At 57.4% G+C, this 18,791-nt stretch carries 18 protein-coding genes and 1 tRNA gene; 3 read left to right on the top strand and 16 right to left on the bottom strand.

Translation table 11 applies throughout. The features are described 5' to 3' along the window. Position 1: 1 nt before the first annotated feature. The 7 genes from I6N98_RS05015 to rpoE all read right to left on the bottom strand — a co-directional run bounded on the left by I6N98_RS05015 (position 2) and on the right by rpoE (position 5,987). Positions 2 to 373 (bottom strand): DUF4845 domain-containing protein, encoded by a 372-nt coding sequence (locus I6N98_RS05015; protein ID WP_198570701.1) that lies wholly within the window; start codon positions 371 to 373, stop codon positions 2 to 4. Between the two features lie 11 nt (positions 374 to 384). Then, positions 385 to 1,440 (bottom strand): signal peptidase I, encoded by a 1,056-nt coding sequence (gene lepB / locus I6N98_RS05010; protein ID WP_198570700.1) that lies wholly within the window; start codon positions 1,438 to 1,440, stop codon positions 385 to 387. 11 nt (positions 1,441 to 1,451) lie between these two features. Next, complete coding sequence (lepA, locus tag I6N98_RS05005) at positions 1,452 to 3,251, bottom strand: translation elongation factor 4 (RefSeq protein WP_198570699.1); 1,800 nt, start codon at positions 3,249 to 3,251, stop codon at positions 1,452 to 1,454. A gap of 148 nt (positions 3,252 to 3,399) precedes the next feature. Further along, entirely contained in the window at positions 3,400 to 3,894 is a 495-nt protein-coding gene (locus I6N98_RS05000; protein WP_198570698.1) for a SoxR reducing system RseC family protein, read from the bottom strand. Then, positions 3,891 to 4,823, bottom strand: coding sequence for a MucB/RseB C-terminal domain-containing protein (locus tag I6N98_RS04995; protein ID WP_420496985.1), 933 nt, complete (start codon positions 4,821 to 4,823; stop codon positions 3,891 to 3,893). Before I6N98_RS04995 ends, I6N98_RS05000 begins: the two co-directional genes overlap by 4 nt. Position 4,824: 1 nt before the next feature. Next, positions 4,825 to 5,394 carry a sigma-E factor negative regulatory protein gene (locus I6N98_RS04990; protein WP_198570696.1) on the bottom strand — a complete coding sequence of 190 codons (570 nt, stop codon included), beginning with the start codon at positions 5,392 to 5,394 and terminating at the stop codon, positions 4,825 to 4,827. After that, on the bottom strand, positions 5,391 to 5,987 hold the full coding sequence (rpoE, locus tag I6N98_RS04985; RefSeq protein WP_198570695.1) for an RNA polymerase sigma factor RpoE: 597 nt from the start codon (positions 5,985 to 5,987) through the stop codon (positions 5,391 to 5,393). Before rpoE ends, I6N98_RS04990 begins: the two co-directional genes overlap by 4 nt. A 266-nt stretch (positions 5,988 to 6,253) precedes the next feature. Between rpoE and nadB the strand changes: the two genes are divergently transcribed. Next, positions 6,254 to 7,879 (top strand): L-aspartate oxidase, encoded by a 1,626-nt coding sequence (nadB, locus tag I6N98_RS04980; protein WP_198570694.1) that lies wholly within the window; start codon positions 6,254 to 6,256, stop codon positions 7,877 to 7,879. Here nadB and I6N98_RS04975 read toward each other — a convergent pair. From I6N98_RS04975 to cyoA, 8 genes are all read right to left on the bottom strand, one after another. After that, positions 7,876 to 8,934, bottom strand: a complete 1,059-nt coding sequence (locus tag I6N98_RS04975; RefSeq protein ID WP_198570693.1) for a Glu/Leu/Phe/Val family dehydrogenase — start codon at positions 8,932 to 8,934, stop codon at positions 7,876 to 7,878. The genes nadB and I6N98_RS04975 overlap by 4 nt on opposite strands. A gap of 180 nt (positions 8,935 to 9,114) precedes the next feature. Further along, positions 9,115 to 9,669, bottom strand: a complete 555-nt coding sequence (locus I6N98_RS04970) for a response regulator transcription factor (RefSeq protein WP_198570692.1) — start codon at positions 9,667 to 9,669, stop codon at positions 9,115 to 9,117. After that, positions 9,659 to 11,008, bottom strand: a complete 1,350-nt coding sequence (locus I6N98_RS04965) for an ATP-binding protein (protein WP_198570691.1) — start codon at positions 11,006 to 11,008, stop codon at positions 9,659 to 9,661. The genes I6N98_RS04970 and I6N98_RS04965 overlap by 11 nt, the downstream gene beginning before the upstream one ends. Before the next feature lie 86 nt (positions 11,009 to 11,094). Further along, positions 11,095 to 11,880, bottom strand: a complete 786-nt coding sequence (locus I6N98_RS04960; RefSeq protein WP_232787467.1) for an SURF1 family protein — start codon at positions 11,878 to 11,880, stop codon at positions 11,095 to 11,097. A 2-nt stretch (positions 11,881 to 11,882) separates the two neighbouring features. Then, entirely contained in the window at positions 11,883 to 12,236 is a 354-nt protein-coding gene (cyoD, locus tag I6N98_RS04955; protein ID WP_198570690.1) for a cytochrome o ubiquinol oxidase subunit IV, read from the bottom strand. Continuing rightward, positions 12,233 to 12,862, bottom strand: coding sequence for a cytochrome o ubiquinol oxidase subunit III (gene cyoC / locus I6N98_RS04950; protein WP_198570689.1), 630 nt, complete (start codon positions 12,860 to 12,862; stop codon positions 12,233 to 12,235). Before cyoC ends, cyoD begins: the two co-directional genes overlap by 4 nt. Next, positions 12,862 to 14,859, bottom strand: coding sequence for a cytochrome o ubiquinol oxidase subunit I (cyoB, locus tag I6N98_RS04945; RefSeq protein WP_232787466.1), 1,998 nt, complete (start codon positions 14,857 to 14,859; stop codon positions 12,862 to 12,864). Before cyoB ends, cyoC begins: the two co-directional genes overlap by 1 nt. 81 nt (positions 14,860 to 14,940) lie before the next feature. After that, positions 14,941 to 15,930: a ubiquinol oxidase subunit II gene (gene cyoA / locus I6N98_RS04940; protein WP_198570688.1), complete on the bottom strand. Its 990-nt coding sequence runs from the start codon at positions 15,928 to 15,930 to the stop codon at positions 14,941 to 14,943. Between the two features lie 151 nt (positions 15,931 to 16,081). Between cyoA and I6N98_RS04935 the strand changes: the two genes are divergently transcribed. Then, positions 16,082 to 17,401, top strand: coding sequence for an MFS transporter (locus I6N98_RS04935; protein WP_198570687.1), 1,320 nt, complete (start codon positions 16,082 to 16,084; stop codon positions 17,399 to 17,401). 78 nt (positions 17,402 to 17,479) lie between these two features. Continuing rightward, a tRNA-Pro gene (locus I6N98_RS04930) sits at positions 17,480 to 17,556 on the top strand. 115 nt (positions 17,557 to 17,671) lie between these two features. Here I6N98_RS04930 and I6N98_RS04925 read toward each other — a convergent pair. Continuing rightward, the gene (locus tag I6N98_RS04925; RefSeq protein WP_198570686.1) at positions 17,672 to 18,763 is read right to left on the bottom strand and encodes an alpha/beta hydrolase; all 1,092 of its coding nucleotides are present in this window, start codon (positions 18,761 to 18,763) and stop codon (positions 17,672 to 17,674) included. Between the last annotated feature and the right edge of the window lie 28 nt (positions 18,764 to 18,791).

Raw genomic sequence — 18,791 nt, 5'->3', positions numbered from 1 at the left:
CCTACTTGCGCTCAATGACATACCGCGCGTCTTCAAATTTGACCACCGCATCGACATTGAAAATTAGCGGCACACGCTTTTCGTATGAGGCGTCAATCACTACATTGTCGTCCACAACGCTGATTTTCAAATCGCGGATTGACACCGCTTCGACCCGGTTAGTCACAAAGTGGCGAGACAAGGTGGAGCGCACCTGAACCGGACTGGCATCGGTTCCATTGTGCTCTTTCACCACACCCTCAATGACCCGAGTGAGGCCCCAGTAATCCAGATAGACCGGCGCCAGACGGATGGTCACCGTCCCCAGCAAAGAAACCACTGCAATCAAAACAAACAGGGACAACATCCCTATGCCGCGTTGAGTGTGACGCATTGCTCTTCCCCTTATTGGATTAGACCCACCCGGTCAAAGCTGGGTAGCTCTGAAAACGACTGCCAGTGCATCCATACCGCAAACGCCTGGCCGACAATATTCTCTTCTGGCACTTGCCCCCAAACCCGACTGTCAGAGCTGTTGTCGCGATTATCCCCCATCATAAAGTAATGACCGGGTTTGACGTCCACAGTAAAGTCGCCGCGGTAAATCCGCGTGTCGTGGTGAACAAGGTGCTCCACGCCGCTCAGGTCCTCACGAATCACCTCAGTGACTGGCTGCATGGGGGGCACTTCCGCAATCAGGGTTTGCTCCACGGCTTCGCCGTTAATATACAACTGCTTGTCGATATATTGGATCTTATCACCCGGCAAGCCAATCACCCGCTTGATGAAATAGCGTTTATCGTTGGGGGGGAAGAACACCATCACATCGCCGCGCTCCGGCTCGCCGATGTCGACAATTTTCGTCCCCAACACCGGCAGGCGCAGACCGTAATTAAATTTGTTCACCAGTATATAGTCGCCCACCTCGAGGCTGGGCACCATGGAAGCGGAGGGAATCTGGAAGGGCTCCACCACAAAGGAGCGCAGCGCCAATACCACCAGCAACACCGGGAAAAACGAACGGGCGTTCTCGGCAATGGGAAGGGTCTCGCCAAATTCAGCCTTGAGGGCATCCTGCTCCTGTTTGACGAAATAGGTGATATATACCGCCACGTTACCGGCCCGCACAAAGGCGCGGCGGGATTTTTCAAATACAAAGCGATCCAGACCGGCAATGATCCCCGCGACGAAGGTCAGCACCACCAAGGCCAGCGCGAAGTCGCCATCTTTGATCAGTACCACACTGGCTATCCACACAAACCAGAGGAATACCACCAGCCGGTAGCTCCACTCCAGCCAGCCCGGCACCACCTGCTGGCGCAAACTCTCGGCGTCGCTAGCCGTCTTTTTCTCGGCGCACCACTGCAGCGCGGTTTGCATCTGTTTGCGGCCGCGGACTTCCTGGATCATCCACACCACCAGGGTCACCGACGCCACCACAATTAGAACGAGATTAACCATCCCCTGTTTCCTTAACCATCCACTTTTAGCACAGCAAGAAACGCGGACTGGGGTATCTCCACATTCCCCACCTGCTTCATGCGTTTCTTACCTTCTTTTTGTTTTTCCAGCAGTTTGCGCTTACGGCTGACATCGCCACCGTAGCACTTGGCAGTGACGTTTTTGCGCAAGGCCTTAACGGTTTGCCGGGCAATGACGTGGCCACCGATCGCCGCCTGAATAGCCACATCAAACATTTGCCGGGGAATCAATTCCTTCATTTTCTCCACCAGTACCCGCCCCCGGGACTGGGCAAAATCCCGATGCACAATAATAGCCAGCGCATCGACGCGATCGCCATTAATCAGCACGTCCAGCTTGACCAAATTGGCCGCTTCGAAGCGGTCAAAGCTGTAATCCAAGGAGGCAAAGCCGCGACTCACCGACTTCAGGCGGTCGAAGAAGTCCAGCACGACCTCACTCATGGGGATATCCCAAACGATGGACACCTGCTGACCGAGGAACTGCATGTCCTTCTGTATACCACGTTTTTCCGAGCACAGCGTCATCACATTGCCGAGATACTCCTGGGGCACCAGGATATTGACCCGGGCGATGGGCTCCCGGGTTTCTTCCACTTCGCCGGGATCGGGCATCGACGAGGGGTTGTCCACCATGATCTCCTCGCCGTTCTTTTTCAGCACCTGGTAGATAACCGTGGGCGCCGTAGTGATCAGATCCAGGTCGTACTCGCGCTCCAGGCGCTCCTGGATAATCTCCATATGCAAGGTGCCAAGGAAGCCACAACGGAAGCCAAAACCCAGCGCATCGGAGGTCTCGGGCTCGTAAAACAGCGAGGCATCGTTCAGGGTCAACTTACCCAGTGCGTCACGAAAATCTTCGTAGTCGTCGGTGGATACCGTGAACAGCCCCGCATAGACTTGCGGTTTAACTTTCTGAAAGCCGGGCAACGCCGGCACATCTTCTGTGGCGGCGTGGGTAAAGGTGTCCCCCACCGGGGCGCCGTGGATATCCTTAATACCGGCGATAACAAAACCCACTTCACCGGCCCGCAGCACACCGGTACTGGTCTGCTTGGGGGTAAAGACGCCCACCACGTCCACCACGTGGGCTTTGCCGATGGACTTGGAGATGATTTTCTCGCCCTTCTTCAGGGTGCCGTGCTTAACCCGCACCAAAGACACGACGCCCTGGTAGTTGTCGAACCAAGAGTCGATGATCAGTGCCTGCAGCGGCCCTTCCGGATCGCCCTCCGGCGGCGGGATTTTGGCAACAAGATGCTCCAGGGCATCCTCGATCCCCATCCCCGATTTGGCACTCACCGGCACCGCGTCACTGGCGTCGACGCCGATAATTTCCTCAATTTCCTGTTTGACCTTGTCCGGGTCCGCCTGGGGCAAGTCCATCTTGTTGAGAATGGGCAGGACCTCCAGGCCCTGGTCGATCGCGGTGTAGCAATTGGCCACGGATTGCGCCTCAACCCCTTGGGCCGCATCCACCACCAACAAAGCGCCCTCACAGGCCGCCAGCGAGCGGGACACCTCGTAGGAGAAGTCCACGTGCCCCGGTGTATCGATAAAGTTAAGCTGGTAGGTGTTGCCGTCTTTGGCATTGTAGTTGAGCGTCACGCTCTGAGCTTTGATGGTGATGCCCCGCTCCCGCTCCAGATCCATAGAGTCCAGGACTTGCTCAGCCATTTCCCGGTCAGTCAGGCCGCCACATACTTGAATAAAGCGGTCGGCGAGGGTGGACTTGCCGTGATCGATATGGGCGATGATGGAAAAGTTGCGAATCAAGTCGAGACTACGCACGATAAATTGAATCCTCAGCACCTGGCGTTACATGAATCGCCGGTGTATCTCTCTGTGTGCAAAGCGGGAAACGGCCGGGGCCGAAATATAAGGGCGGGATTGTAGCGCAAAGGCGCTACCCAGGGCTATGCTGCGGGGGTGATCGAGTTCAGGCGCGCCCGTCAGGGTCCAGCGGCTGCACCAGGGGGGGAGGCGAGGCAAAACCGCGCCGGGCCACAATCTGGGGCTGGAACGATGCGCGTCGGCTGGCCCAAACACCGTGGCCCCGTACTAATGCCATCCCCAAGACGAAACCAACCAGCGCTCCCACAGCGGCGACGCCATCGCTGTTCCACCAGCGATCTGCCAACACCGCGGCCGTCAACATGGTGACCAATGGCAGCAAATACACCACCATAGCGCCCCCCACCAATGCCACTTCGGGGATGCTGATATCCACTTCGTCGTTTAAGTTGAATTCGTCGGCTGAGCGGTCTCCCAGCCTGACGCGCAACTGATTGCGACGACCGGAAAAGTGGCGATTCAGCACACCTTGACCACAGGCATTTTGCGCCACGCAACTACCGCAGGTGCTGCGGCTCACCGTTTCCACCCACAGTGCGTCGTCGTCGATACCGACTACTCGGCCGGTTTCACTGATCATTGCAGCACCTGCTGCTGGGAAACGTCGTTGTTCCAGCGAATCGACTCAGCCACCCGTTTGGCGGTACTCATGGGTACCTCCCCCACCACGGTTACCAGCTTGCTGTACTCGGGGTAAGAGGTGGTGTAGCTCACCGACGCACCGCGACGCATGCTGCCCTCACGGACCGTGGACGTCTCTAGGGCCTCGACAAAAATCGACAGTACGGCCAGGCCGTCGGTGTAGCTCTGACCACTATCGGCGGCCGGTTCCGGCGCAGGTACCAAGGTAAAGCCCGACGGCACCCAAGCCGGCTTCCAGGGCAAGGCGGCACGGCCCGCGTCGTCTGCTACCGCGTTAAATTTGCTGTGACTCGTCGCCACCGGCGTGGGCATCGACGCTGGAGCTTCGCCGAGTTCCAGCATCACATATTGGAAGCGCTCCAACATCTTGCCCTGCTGGCTAATGATGTCGGAGCGCAATAGCAAACCGGTTTGCTCATCCAGTGCCAGGCGATACCCCAGGCGGTGGGTGTCCCTTGGACGAATAGCCAGCGACACCGCTTGGCGCCCGGCAACGCGCTGGCGCCCTTCCATGTCGACAATATAAGAATAGTCCACACCGGGATCACCAGCGACTTTGAGGCGAATCAACTCCGGGCCGGGGTGGACACAGTGGACATCGTGACCCTGGCGCACCAAATCCCGATGTTCGCCATCGAGGGATTCCAGGGACTCAAATTCCTTGCCGTCACGGACAGTGTGGGAGATGCGAAAGCTGGAGACTTGCTCGCCGATCTGGTAAGTGAAAATGCCTTGATAATTGAGCTGACGGTGGCTTTCGGTCATTTTCAAAAGCCACTGGGCGGGGGATGCGAAGGAGGTCAGAGGGCTCGCGAGGCAAGCCCCGACAAAAAACAGTGCTAAACCTGATCGAACCTGACGTCGCACCTTACTCGGACTCCTGGCCTACGACTCTGGCGTAGGAAGTCAGCCCCTGGCCGTTATTGAGTGCGGCGCGGTCGGTATGCTTGCGCAGCAGCGCTTCAAAATGCTCTCTGGCCTTGGCGTCTTGATCGGCTGATACCGGCACCGGCCCCAGAGTCTGTGCGTTAACAGGGACACCACCGGAGGCCGGCGCAGCCTGCGCGGGATAGACTCGACCGCTGCTGACGTTCTCAGCCACCACTGCACTGGGTTGGCCGTCAAAAAGGCTGGTGCCCATCGACCCCACCACAACCACAGCAGCGACACTGGCAGCCACTGCCAGGCCGCTCAGGGTTTGCTTGAGGCTACCTGATGAAGGCGCTTTATCTTCCTCGATCGCAGCCATGACCGACGCCGATACGTCCAGCTCTGGGTAGGCTACCCCCTGCTCCTGCAGCAAGGCCTGATTGCGATGCATCTCCGACCACTGCTGGCGAATCGCCGGATCATCGGATGCCAGAATTCGCCGCAGCTCGAGCTCGGTCGCCTCGCCGTCCATCAGCGCCGACAGGGATTCTCTGACGGTATCATTCATACTTCCACCTCTTCACCACTCATCTGGGCCTTGACCCGTGTATCCACCGCTTCCCGGGCGCGAAAAATCCGCGACCGTACCGTGCCGACCGGACAATCCATGACCGAGGCAATATCCTCGTAGCTCAATCCATCGAACTCGCGCAATGTCAGTGCCGTACGCAAGTCCTCTGGCAAGGCGCGAATCGCCTCTTGGACCACCTGATGCAGCTCTTGTCCGTAAAGCTGGCTCTCCGGCGACTCAATATCTTTGAGGGCGGAGGGCCCTTCAAAGTACTCAGCGTCCGAGACGTCGACATCGACACCCGGCGGCCGACGATTGCGCGCCACCAAGTAGTTTTTGGCGGTGTTAATCGCAATCCGGTACAGCCATGTGTAAAAGGCGCTGTCGCCCCGAAACTTGGGCAGTGCCCGGTAAGCCTTCACAAAGGCTTCCTGCGCCACATCCTGAATCTCGTCGCTGTCCTTGATATACCGGGATATCAACCCAAATATCTTGTGCTGGTACTTGAGCACGAGTAGGTCAAAGGCCCGCTTGTCGCCTTTTTTTACTCGCTCAACCAGCTGCTGATCCGACGCATTAGGCTGGCTCATGGTGCTCCGGGGCCAGCTGGCCGATCTCGCGTGCGTTACCGCCTGTGCAGTAGACCAGCTCGCTCAAAAGAAGTTCTCTCATTGTTTCCCTGCAATATTTACGTTTTACTCAGGAAGTGTACCTATTGCCATCGCCTTCCCGAGCCGGCCTGCCACCCTCGCCACACCGCCGTTAATTGGTAAGCGCGATGTGTATCAGTATACTTTGCCCACTTTTACTACGAGCGGCATAGTAGCGTTGCCTTTTGTCCGGAGCAAATTCGCCAATGAGTCACTACCACTCCCACGATATTCTGGTCATCGGTAGTGGCGCCGCCGGCCTGACCCTGGCGTTGCAGCTGGCAGACCACGCCCGGGTGGCGGTGCTGTCCAAAGGTGAGCTCAACCACGGCGCAACCTATTGGGCACAGGGCGGCATTGCCGCAGTACTGGACGAGACTGACAGCCACGACAGCCACATTGAGGATACCCTGAATGCCGGCGCCCAACTATGCCATGAGGATAGCGTCCGCTTTGCGGTAGCCCACGGCCCAGACAGCATTCGCTGGCTGTTGTCCCAGGGCGTCCAATTCACCCGCTTTGACCACGGTTCGAACCAGTTTCACCTCACCCGGGAGGGCGGCCACAGCCACCGCCGTATCATTCACGCCGCCGACGCCACCGGGCGCGCTGTATCCACCACTCTGAGCCAACAGGCAACACAGCACGACAACATCACCCTTTTTACCCGCTACGTCGCAGTTGACCTGATTGTCCGCAGTGGCCGCTGTCACGGCGCTTACGTGCTGTGCAGAGACAGCGGACACGTGGAATTGTTCCACGCCAAGGCGGTGGTCCTCGCCACCGGCGGCGCCAACAAGGTGTATTTGTATACCAGTAACCCCGATGGCGCCAGCGGCGACGGCATCGCGATGGCCTGGCGGGCCGGTTGCCGGGTAGCTAATCTGGAGTTCAATCAGTTTCACCCCACCTGTCTTTACCACCCTAAGGCCAAGTCCTTCCTTATCACCGAAGCGATTCGGGGCGAAGGGGGGCGGCTGCTGACCGCCCGGGGCGAGCGTTTTATGTTCCGCTATGACCAGCGCGGCGAACTGGCCCCCCGGGACATTGTCGCCCGAGCCATCGACCACGAGATGAAGCGGCTGGGCAGCGACTGCGTGTATCTGGATATCAGCCACAAGTCTCCCGAGTTCCTGCTGGAGCACTTCCCCACCATCCGTGCTCGCTGTCTGGAACTGGGCATTGATATCACCCGAGAGCCCATTCCGGTGGTTCCCGCCGCCCACTACACCTGCGGCGGGGTGATGACAGACCAGGCCGGACGTACCGATCTGGAGGGGCTCTACGCCATTGGCGAAACCGCCTTCACAGGGCTTCACGGCGCTAACCGTTTGGCCAGCAACTCCCTGTTAGAGTGCCTTGTTTACGGCAGCTCCGCCGCCCAGGACCTGCTGGCCCGTCTGGACAGCTTGCCGATGCCGGACGTGGCGCCGCCCTGGGACGAATCTCAGGTGACCGACTCCGATGAGGATGTGGTGATTTCACACAACTGGGACGAGCTGCGGCGATTTATGTGGGACTACGTTGGAATTGTGCGCACCGACAAGCGCCTGCAACGGGCACTGAATCGAGCTGCGCTGTTAGAGCAGGAAATCACCGAATACTACTCCAACTACAAAGTCAGCAACGACCTATTGGAACTGCGCAACCTGGCCACAGTGGCCACGCTGATTATCCGCTCCGCGATGTCCCGCAGAGAAAGCCGCGGCTTGCACTACACCCTGGACTACCCCGACCCGCTTCCCGAAGCGCGGGATACCGTCCTGACCCCCGCCAATTTTCGCGCCCAAGACAGTGGTACCCCCAGCCTGCAGACCGGCCGGGCAAGCTAACCCGCCCGGCGCAACGGCCCCGACACGGGCACGCCCAAGCGCTCCGCCGCCAAACGTTCAGCCGCTACGTGGGTGGACACGCCACTTTCGGCCAGCGCAAAGACGCGGTTGAGGGCGTCCGGAATGGTCTCCAGGCGACGCTCCAGCTCGGCCAGCGTCTCACCGTTGTACTGGCTGTAGACCGCCATAATCCCGCCAGCATTGATCGCAAAATCCGGCACATAGAGGATGTCTCTGTCGGCAAGCAGGTCCGCCAGATGGCCATCCACCAGCATATTGTTGGCCGCACCGGCCACCACCGTTGCCCGGATCTTGGGCGCGGTTGCCGGGCTGATCACGCCGCCCATCGCGCAGGGTGCCAACACATCGGCCTCCCAGAAGAGCACCTGATCCACCGGCACCACCACTGCCCCCAAGGCCTGCAGAGCCTCACAGCGGCGGGTATCGGGGTCGGCGACAAAGACGTGAGCGCCCGCCCCAAGCAGTAAGCGACATAGGGCCGCCCCAACCGCACCGGCACCTTGAATCGCAACACGCTTGCCCGACAAGTCGCCCTCGCCACGCCAGGCCAGCGCAGCGCGAATGCCCAAATACACCCCTCGTGCGGTATAGGGAGAGGGGTCGGCTCCGATGTGCTGAAGGTTCTCTGCGCCCAGCACATAGCGGCTGGTGCGGCGCATTATCGCCATATCCTCGACACTGGTTCCCGAATCCTCGGCGGTGATGTAGCGCCCGTTCAGGGTGTTAATGAACTCGGCCATGGCCTTGAGCAGTTCCGGTGTTTTGTGCCGCCGGGGATCGCCGATGATCACCGATTTACCCCCTCCCAACGGCAGACCAGCCAGCGCCGATTTGTAGGTCATCCCCCGGGACAAGCGCAGCGCGTCATCCAGAGCCGCTGCGCCTGAGGTATAGGGGTACATCCGGCAACCGCCAATGGCTGGCCCGAGCTGACTGTTATGGATAGCGACAATGGCCTTTAGGCCCGACTCAGGACAACAATGGGACACCACATATTCGTGCTGATCGAAAAACGGAGAATCAAAAACGCTCATCACTCACTCCCGCGCTCTGGAACGACACCGGCCGGGCAGGCCGCCGATATTCTCAACCAGAGTATGAGCAGGGAGTGCAGTAGATAATTTTATTTATACGCTAAGCCGGCAGTGTATCGAAATATTTATTCAGCCTTACGCCAAATAATAGTTATTCAATGCGTCGCCCAGCGATTGCCGCTATTTGACTTGCTGTTTGGCCAGCTTGCGGGCCAAGGTGCGGCGGTGCATCCCCAACCGCCGGGCTGTCTCGGAAATATTGAAACCAGTCTCCGCCAGGGTCTGGTGGATGCGCTCCCATTCCAGTGTTTTGATTGAGGTGGCACGACCGCTGATCTCGACGGAAGCGTTGCCCTCGGCGCCGTTAAAGGCCGCCTCGATATCGTCGGTATTGGAGGGCTTTGCCAGGTAGTGGCAGGCCCCCAACTTCACGGCTTCAACGGCAGTGGCAATACTGGCATAGCCGGTCAGTACCACGATCAGCATATCGGGGTCATGCTGGTGCAGCGCTTGAACACACGCCAACCCCGAGGCTTCGCCCTCCAGCTTCAGATCAACCACCGCATACCCCGGCGATTCCGTGGCCAGCAGCTCCTGCACCCCTTCCAGACTGGCAGCATGGCAGACTCGATAGCCCCGTCGCTCGAAGGACTTACTGAGAGTCCGGGCAAAGGCGGCATCGTCTTCCACCAGCAGTAAATGCCGCGATGCTGCCGGCGGCGAGTTATCGGTCATCGGCTTTACCCTCCTCGTCCTTCAATATTAGCGCCTCCAATGGCAGGCGCAGGCTCACCTCAGCACCGCCGCCCGGCAGGTTTTGAGCCTGCAGCTGGCCACCCAAAATACGCGCCACATTTAACACCAGGAACAAGCCCAAACCGCTGCCGGGGCGCCCCTTGGTGGACTGATAAGGCTGGCCCAGGTTGGCCAGCACCGTACTGGAAAAACCGGGCCCGCGGTCAAACACTTTGATCACCAGCGTATCGCCATCCCGACTCAGCTCAATGCCCACCCAGGTGGGGGAAGCTTCCAGAGCATTGTCGAGCAGGTTGCATACCGTCTGCTCAAGTACCGAGTCGGAGGCAATATCCACGTCCTCGCCAAAACAGTTCTGAAAATCCAGCGCTCCGGGTTTACGGGTGCTTTGCCACTGCTCGACCAGCTCATCGAAAAATTCACACACGGTGGATTCCCCCGAGGCTTCGCCCCGAGTCTCGCCCGCCGAGGACAAGATACCGCTAACAATGGCCTTACAGCGCTGTACCTGGGTCTGCATTTCGTCGATATCTTCCTTTAGGCCGGCGTCTGAATTGAATGCCGGCATATGGCGCCAATCCCCTAAAATCACCGCGATGGTCGCCAGCGGCGTGCCCAGCTCATGGGCCGCCCCCGAGGCCAGCAGCCCCATGCGGAGGATATGCTCCTCCTCTACGGCGCGCTGCCGCAGCTCCGCCAACCGCGCGTCGTGATCCCGCCGGGTGCGGGTAATCCGGTTGACAAACACCACCAGCAAGGCGGCATTGAGTACCAGGCAGATCAGCATGCCCTGGACATAATAGCTGCGGATGCCCAGGTGGTGATCCTGGGGCAAGTCCAGTGGCATCCCCGACTCCGCTAGCCATAAGAAGCACAGCGTCGCCACCCCCAGCAGCGCCCAGGCATAGGACGGAGCCACCATCACCGCAGCCAGCCCTACCTGCAGCAAATACAGAAAAACAAAGGGGTTAGTGGCGCCACCGCTGAGATACAGTTGAAAGGTCAGTGTGCCCATGTCCACCAACAGGCCCACAAAAAGCTCTACAGCTCGTACCTGATGACCGAAGCGCAAACCAATTTCGTAAAGCAGATTAAACAGCACCAGCGCTGCGAGCACACTGAACATGGTTTGCAGGGGTAAATCGACATGGAAGCGGTACTCGCTAACCAGTATAGTCAGCAGCTGGCCCAGCACCGCCATCCAGCGCAGTTGCACCAACTGACGCATGTGCTTGCCCAGGGTATCGGCGTCGCCATCACCCGCGCGGCGGAGCATGGCCGCCCTGAGCGTATCGGCGATAAGCTGCGATCCTGTCATAGCAATAGAGCCCTCGAGAGCGGGTTAGATAGCGCCACCATTATACCCAGTTATACGCAGGTCCCAGCGGGTCAGTTGCGAGCGCGTTACCTTCCCCTCGGCTCTCTCGGCTCGCCCCTTTTCTTCACCTTCCTCGACTCCCGCCACACCAGTACCCCGGCGGCCACTACCATCAAGGCCAGACCGTACCAGGTGAGGGCGTAGACTAGGTGATTATTGTGAAAGCGCAGCACGGTGAGTCCACCCACCGGACCAGCACCACCGGGGCTGCCAGCCTGATTTGCCGCTGCATCAATAAAATAGGGCGCCGCTTCGATGCCCCGGGCGGCGGCGATGGCGGCAACATCCCGGGAATACCATCGCCCCGCCATTGGGTCGTTATCCCGCAGCACACTGCCACCGGGCTCGGTAATCCGCAGCAATCCAGAGATACGGACCTCTCCCTTGGGGGGCGGCACCGGCTCCACACCCTGGGGGATATAGCCCCGGTTGATCAGCACCACATCACCATCCACTCGGCGCAGTGGCGTCACCACCCAGTAACCACTGCCCAGTTCAGTAGCGGCGACCACCAGGGTATCCAGCTCCGACAGAAATTCCCCCGCAACCGCGACGTGACGATACTCGTCGTCTTGACGATTGACCGCAGCCCAACGGGCCCGCTGTGGCGCCTCCTCAGCCGGCGAACCCACCCGGGATTCGACCCGCTCGATAAGGCCTCGTTTCCATTCCAAGCGCTCCAGCTGCCAGTTCCCCAAAGCCACGAAGCCGACAAAGGCCAACGCTCCGGCCAGCGCAAGTAGCACATGGAGGCCTCGGCGGGGGCCAGTAGCCCCGGAGACTGCCTGATCGGACTCAATCAGCCCGGACACAGTCACCCCATACCCGGCATCATATTGGCGTTCATGTGGTACATCACCCACAAGGAGCCTGCCAAGGTGATAAACAGCAGCACGGCAGTAAATAACAGCGCCAACATGTTCCAGCCACCTTCCGAGTGAAAGTTCATGTGCAGAAAATAAATCATGTGCACCACAATCTGCACCGCAGCAAACGCCATAATGACAACGATGGTCAAACTCTTGGAGGTAAAGACGTCGCCCATTACCAACCAGAAGGGAATCGCAGTGAGAAATACCGACAGTAAAAAGCCGATCATGTAGCCGCTAAAGGAACAATGCGGCCCCTCCTCCTCATGGTGATGATCGTGAGATTGATGCTCGCTCATGACATAGACCCCATCAGGTATACAAAGGTAAAGACGCCAATCCACACCACATCCAGGAAGTGCCAGAACATCGACAGGCAATACACCCGGCGGCGATTAGCGACATTGAGGCCGTACTTGTTGAGTTGTACCAACAGCGTGACCAGCCAAATCACCCCAACACTAACGTGCAGGCCGTGGGTTCCCACCAAACCAAAAAAGGCAGACCAGTATGCACTGCGTTGCGGACCCGCGCCGACATATATCAGGTGATTGAACTCGTAGAGCTCAACCGCCAAAAAGCTCAGCCCCAGCACACCGGTGATTGCCAACCAGACCTGCGTGCCCCGCAAGCGGTTCTGCTGCATTTGCAGCATGGCAAAGCCATAAGTAATGGACGACAACAACAGGAAACTGGTATTGAGCGCCACCAGCGGCAGGTCGAACAGGTCGGCGCCGGTCGGCCCCCCCGCATAGCTCTGCGCCAGCACGCCATAAGTGGCGAACAGCGCCGCAAAGATGAGGCAGTCGCTCATCAGATAAATCCAGAAACCCAGCAAAGTACCGTTGGGCACGTGGTGATCGCTGGTATCCAAAAACTCGAACTGTTGCGCCCGCCCCGGGGCCGCATTAACAGAGTGTGACATCAGGCTATTACCTCCTCGCCACGCCGGGCTTCTACTTCAGCCACTTCATCAGCCGGGATGTAGTAATCGCGGTTGTAATTGAACGTGTGAGCGATGGTCGCGCCGACTAAGGCGACAAAGGACAGTCCCGCAAGCAGCCACATATGCCAGATCAAGGTAAAGCCCAGCACAGTGCTTATCCCTGCGATAACAATCCCCGCGGCGGTATTCTTGGGCATATGTATAGGCCGGAAGCCACCCGTCGCACGCTTAAAGCCATTGGCCTTCATGTGCCACCATGCGTCGTTGTCGTAGACTTTGGGGGTAAAGGCAAAGTTGTACTGGGGCGGCGGCGACGAGGTTGACCACTCCAGCGTGCGCCCATTCCAGGGGTCGCCGGTCTCGTCTCGCAACTGGTCCCGCTTGCGATAGCTCGCATAGTATTGGTAGAGCACGGTGATAATGCCAATGCCGATCAAGACCGCTCCCACCAGCGCGATCTGAAACCAGATCTGCAGCGAGGGATCATCAAACTGGCTCATACGGCGGGTTACCCCCATCAGGCCCAGCACATACAGCGGCATAAAGGCCAGATAGAAACCTATGACCCAACACCAGAACGAAATCTTGCCCCAGAACGGATCCAGCTTGTAACCGGTGATTTTCGGGTGCCAGTAGGCGATGGCGGCAAACACCCCGAACACCACACCGCCAATAATGACGTTGTGGAAATGAGCTATCAAAAACAGACTGTTGTGCAACACAAAGTCGGCCGGTGGCACCGCCAATAACACTCCAGTCATGCCGCCAATGACAAAGGTCACCATAAAGGCGATCGTCCACATCATCGGCAAATCAAACCGGATGCGTCCACGGTACATGGTAAACAGCCAGTTAAAGACCTTCGCCCCTGTCGGTATCGAAATAATCATGGTGGTGATACCAAAGAAGCTATTCACCGTTGCCCCCGATCCCATGGTAAAGAAGTGGTGCAGCCACACCATGTAGGACAGGATGGTGATCACCACGGTGGCGTAGACCATGGAGGAGTAACCAAACAGGCGCTTGCCGCTGTAGGTGGCCACTATCTCGGAAAACACACCAAAGATAGGCAGGATCAGGATGTACACTTCCGGGTGGCCCCAGATCCAAATCAGGTTCACATACATCATGGCGTTGCCGCCAAGATCATTGGTGAAGAAGTTCATACCCAGGTAGCGATCCAGGGTCAGTAGGCCCAGTACCGCAGTAAGAACCGGGAACGCCGCGACAATCAGCACGTTGGTACAGAGCGCGGTCCAGGTAAATACCGGCATTTTCATCATGGTCATACCGGGAGCGCGCATTTTGACGATGGTAACCACAAAGTTCACCCCCGACAGCAACGTGCCAACCCCGGCGATCTGCAGTGCCCATATATAGTAGTCCACCCCGACCCCGGGACTCTGCATTATCCCCGTCAAAGGTGGGTACGCTAACCAGCCGGACATGGCGAACTCACCAATGAATAGCGAAGCCATGATCAGCACGGCACCGGCCGCCGTCATCCAGAAACTGAAGTTATTCAAAAAGGGAAACGCCACATCCCGGGCACCGATTTGCAGTGGCACGATATAGTTCATCAGGCCCACCACAAAGGGCATGGCCACAAAGAAGATCATGATCACGCCGTGGGCGGTAAAAATCTGGTCGTAGTGATGAGGCGGTAAATAGCCAGTGGCATCGCCAAAGGCTATCGCTTGCTGAATGCGCATCATGATGGCGTCGGCAAAGCCCCGCAGCAGCATCACCATCGCCAGTATCATATACATCACGCCAATGCGTTTATGGTCAATGCTGGTGAACCATTCCTTCCACAAGTACCCCCACAACCCAGCTCGTGTCACGGCCACCAGCAGTGCAGTACCAGCCACGGCGACAACGGCAAATGTCGATACAATAATCGGGTCGTAATAAGGAATGGCATCCAGTGTGAGGCGGCCGAAGATCAGCTTGACGATATCTAACTGTTCAGTCATAGGGTTTACCGGTATTTCGCGACAATATTCAGCGCCTGCACCACAGCCGCCGTTATCAATTTCAACTTGGCGTCCTGCCTGCTAGTGCCCACTGTGGCCCTGATGCCCAGCGTGTCCGTCATGGCCAGCACGCTCAGGCGGCACAATCTGGTGATCACTATGATTACTATGGCCGTGCATCATGTCTTTCATGCACACCGTGCCGGGGTCGACACAGCGGTTGAAAATTTTCTCGTATAGGCCCGGCATTACAGTGTTGTAGTAGCGCACCGGATCGTATTCGGAGGGCTTTTCCAGCTCTTTGTACACGCTGTAACTTAGCTCACTGCCCGCTTCCCCAACTTTGTTGCGCCATTGTTCAAAGTCGGCTTCACTCATGCCATGGAACTTAAAACGCATCCCATTAAAGCCGTGGCCGGAATAGTTGGATGAAAATCCGTCGTAGACGCCAGGTTCATTGATCACAGCGTGGAGTTTGGTTTCCATCCCCCCCATGGCGTAAATCTGACCGGCCAAGGCAGGTATATAAAAGGCATTCATCATAGTGGTGGCGGTAATTTTGAAGGTAATGGGTCGATCTACTGGCGCCGCCAACTCGTTAACCACCGCGATGTCATATTCCGGGTAGAAGAACAGCCACTTCCAATCCATGGCCACCACCTCCACAACCAAAGGCTCAACGCCTTGAGGTATGGGCTTACCTTCTTCGATCCGGGACAGGGGGCGGTAGGGGTCGAGCTGGTGCGTGCTTACCCAGGTCATCGCACCCAATGCGATAATAATGGCCAAGGGAGCTGCCCAGATGACCAGTTCCAGCCGGGTAGAGTGATCCCAATCTGGCGCATAATTGGCCTCCTTATTGGATGCGCGGTAGCGCCAGGCAAAGACCAGCGTCAGCACAATTACCGGCACGACGATTAACAGCATAAGGACGGTCGACCATACAATGAGATCGGCCTGCTGACGGGCAATATCCCCAGATGGCGACATTACCACCATGTCACAGCCAGCCAGCATCGCTGTCAAAACCCCGATTGCGGGGTAGGCTGTCAACGCTCTTGGAATCGACATCAGTACTACAACATCCTGATATAACCTTGGAACGCAGCACTGTATTGCATAATCAAGGTCTGGAGAATTGGACAATTTGTCCTATGGCCGGCATTTGGTAAACCTTGTAGTCTCCCTTCCCTAAGTTAACTACTTTGGAATAAAGCGCTCCATGGCTACATCAACTGCGCCTGCAAATGCCAACGACAATCACACACCTCAGGGGCATTCCCCCGTGGCACCCGGAGAAATCGCGATCGGCGTTGTGATTGGTCGTGCGTCTGAACACTTCGATTTTTTTGTTTTCGGTATCGCGTGCGTCCTTGCCTTTCCGAGTGTGTTCTTTCCCTTTACAGGTACGCTGAACGGCATGCTTTACGGTTTTGCCATTTTCGCAATGGCCTTTGTGGCCCGTCCATTTGGCACAGCGCTATTCATGAACATACAGCGGCGCTGGGGACGAAGTGTAAAGCTCACCGCATCGCTTTTTTTGCTGGGCACGGCCACTGCCGGGATCGCCTTTCTACCCGGCTACAACACCCTGGGTGGCGGCGCGATATTCCTGCTTCTGCTGTTTCGCATCTTGCAGGGTGTCGCGCTGGGCGGCTCTTGGGACGGGCTCCCCTCGCTGCTGGCATTGAACGCGCCGGCGGATAAGCGCAACTGGTACACGATGTTCGGTCAATTGGGTGCGCCTATTGGTTTTCTCCTAGCCAACGCATTATTTCTCTACCTGATCGTCAGCGTGGACAGCGCTGACTTTCGGGACTGGGCCTGGCGCTATCCCTTCTTTGTCGCCTTAGCCATCAACGTGGTGGCTCTATTTGCCCGCCTGCGACTAGTGTTAACTGAGGAATACACCTTGGCGCTGGAGGAAAGTGAACTGGAGCCCATTGGCAGTCAGGAGCTACTCGACAAGCAAGGGCCATTGATATTCTTGGGCGCCTTCGCCGCACTGGCCAGTTACGCCCTGTTCCATATAGTGACCATCTTCCCGCTGTCGTGGATATCACTGAATGCCTCCCAGGCGATTAGCGGCGTGCTATCTATCCAGGTCTTGGGTGGCTTTATTGGTATCCTTGCGGTTATGGCCTCCGGCGTCATTGCCGGGCGATTTGGAAAACGGCCCACAGTCGGCCTGATGGCCATCCTTATCGGCGTGTTTGCCCTATTCTCACCACTGCTAATGAATGGCAGTGCAGCCATGCAAAACGCCTTTATACTGATCGGCTTCGCGCTGCTCGGCGTATCGTATGGGCAAGCGTCTGGCATCGTTACCAACAGCCTTGAGCGACGGTTTCGTTATGCCGGCGCGGCACTAACCTCAGATTTCGCTTGGCTATTCGGGGCGGCTTTTGCACCGCTGGTTGCATTGGGCTTATCCGTACAGTTCGGCCTATCGGCGGTCAGTGTCTATTTGCTCTCCGGATCGGTGGCAACTTTGGTGGCACTGCGTATTTACCGACACTTGGAGAATTCCCAAGGCCAGTAGGCATGCGGTGGATATTGAGCTGGTCTGGGGGCTTTGTTATAGTTGCGCTCCTCGCCAAAAGGCGACTCAGAGCAATGTCGGAGTGTAGCTCAGCTTGGTAGAGCACTGTCTTCGGGAGGCAGGGGCCGGAGGTTCAAATCCTCTCACTCCGACCATACTAAACTAATAAACAACTAAGTCCCCCTGGGCCCTTTCATTTCGCCACTTCAGCAGTAGTTGGGCCAGTAGTCGACCTTCGTTGACCACCATTACCTCTCCACCCCCTAGCGTTTAAGCTAAATTTTCTTTGAAAAACGCTGTCATCTTATCAAAGGGAATTTTCTCGAGTTGGTCGTAAAGATCAACGTGGTTGGCACCTTTCACGATGACCAACTCCTTGGGCTCAATCGCCGCCGCGAACGCTGTCTCACTAAAATAGCGAGAGTGGGCCTTTTCGCCGTGAATCAACAACAGCGGTCGTGGTGCGATTTCCTCGATATAAGACAGCAACGGCATATTCATAAACGACAGTGGGTTGGTTAACGTCCAGGACCCATTCGAATTGATAGCTCTGGGGTGAAAGCCCCGCTCCTTGGATTTGTAGTAACCGGCATATTCCACGACAAATTGCGGTTCGCCACCTTCGAGTTCCAGCGAAACTGGTCCCACGGCGGGATTGCCTGCTTCGGCATCAGCCCAGCGCTGTTTGCCTAGACTCTGCAACAGCTTAGTCCGCTCAGCCAAAGTCATACTATCGTTGTAACCGTTGGCCATCACCCGGCTCATATCGTACATCGTGCTGGCAGCCACAGCCTTCACTCGCTTATCGACAGCAGCCGCATTGAGTGCCATGCCACCCCAACCGCAAATGCCAAGCATACCAATCCGATCGCGATCTACCTTGGAGTGTAGCCCTAGGAAATCGACTGCTGCGCTGAAGTCTTCAGTATTGATGTCCGGGGACGCCACGTTGCGCGGCTCACCACCGCTCTCACCAGTATAAGAAGGATCAAAGGCCAGAGTGACAAATCCCCGCTCGGCCAATGTTTGCGCATATAAGCCAGAAGACTGCTCTTTCACGGCTCCAAAGGGGCCGCTCACGGCTATGGCTGCTAAGCTAGCCTCGGTATCTTTAGGCTGGTAAAGGTCACCGACTAAAGTGATACCGTAACGATTCTTAAAGGTCACTTTTTTGTGATCCACTTTAGGGCTTTTGGGAAACGTCTTGTCCCACTCACTCGTTATTGATGGAGGAGCGCTGGCTGGTGCTGCTTGCACCGATGTCGCCAGACCAATCGCGGCGACGCCAGCCGCCGCTTTCAAGACACTGCGCCGCCCGAGCTGAGGCTCGGTAATCTCATTCCTGTCATTGTTCTCAATCATATTAGTACTATCCCTTCTCATTCGTTAA

This window comes from Spongiibacter nanhainus, from assembly GCF_016132545.1.
Taxonomy (GTDB): Bacteria; Pseudomonadota; Gammaproteobacteria; order Pseudomonadales; family Spongiibacteraceae; genus Spongiibacter; species Spongiibacter nanhainus.
This window is presented reverse-complemented; position numbering and strand designations above follow the sequence as displayed.

Excerpts from the sequence above, each read along its gene's own strand:
- I6N98_RS05015 (WP_198570701.1), bottom strand. The coding sequence starts at position 373 with ATGCGTCACACTCAACGCGGCATAGGGATGTTGTCCCTGTTTGTTTTG.
- lepB (WP_198570700.1), bottom strand. The coding sequence starts at position 1,440 with ATGGTTAATCTCGTTCTAATTGTGGTGGCGTCGGTGACCCTGGTGGTG.
- I6N98_RS05000 (WP_198570698.1), bottom strand. The coding sequence starts at position 3,894 with ATGATCAGTGAAACCGGCCGAGTAGTCGGTATCGACGACGACGCACTG.
- I6N98_RS04990 (WP_198570696.1), bottom strand. The coding sequence starts at position 5,394 with ATGAATGATACCGTCAGAGAATCCCTGTCGGCGCTGATGGACGGCGAG.
- rpoE (WP_198570695.1), bottom strand. The coding sequence starts at position 5,987 with ATGAGCCAGCCTAATGCGTCGGATCAGCAGCTGGTTGAGCGAGTAAAA.
- nadB (WP_198570694.1), top strand. The coding sequence starts at position 6,254 with ATGAGTCACTACCACTCCCACGATATTCTGGTCATCGGTAGTGGCGCC.
- I6N98_RS04975 (WP_198570693.1), bottom strand. The coding sequence starts at position 8,934 with ATGAGCGTTTTTGATTCTCCGTTTTTCGATCAGCACGAATATGTGGTG.
- I6N98_RS04970 (WP_198570692.1), bottom strand. The coding sequence starts at position 9,669 with ATGACCGATAACTCGCCGCCGGCAGCATCGCGGCATTTACTGCTGGTG.
- I6N98_RS04965 (WP_198570691.1), bottom strand. The coding sequence starts at position 11,008 with ATGACAGGATCGCAGCTTATCGCCGATACGCTCAGGGCGGCCATGCTC.
- cyoD (WP_198570690.1), bottom strand. The coding sequence starts at position 12,236 with ATGAGCGAGCATCAATCTCACGATCATCACCATGAGGAGGAGGGGCCG.
- cyoC (WP_198570689.1), bottom strand. The coding sequence starts at position 12,862 with ATGTCACACTCTGTTAATGCGGCCCCGGGGCGGGCGCAACAGTTCGAG.
- cyoB (WP_232787466.1), bottom strand. The coding sequence starts at position 14,859 with ATGACTGAACAGTTAGATATCGTCAAGCTGATCTTCGGCCGCCTCACA.
- cyoA (WP_198570688.1), bottom strand. The coding sequence starts at position 15,930 with ATGTCGATTCCAAGAGCGTTGACAGCCTACCCCGCAATCGGGGTTTTG.
- I6N98_RS04935 (WP_198570687.1), top strand. The coding sequence starts at position 16,082 with ATGGCTACATCAACTGCGCCTGCAAATGCCAACGACAATCACACACCT.
- I6N98_RS04925 (WP_198570686.1), bottom strand. The coding sequence starts at position 18,763 with ATGATTGAGAACAATGACAGGAATGAGATTACCGAGCCTCAGCTCGGG.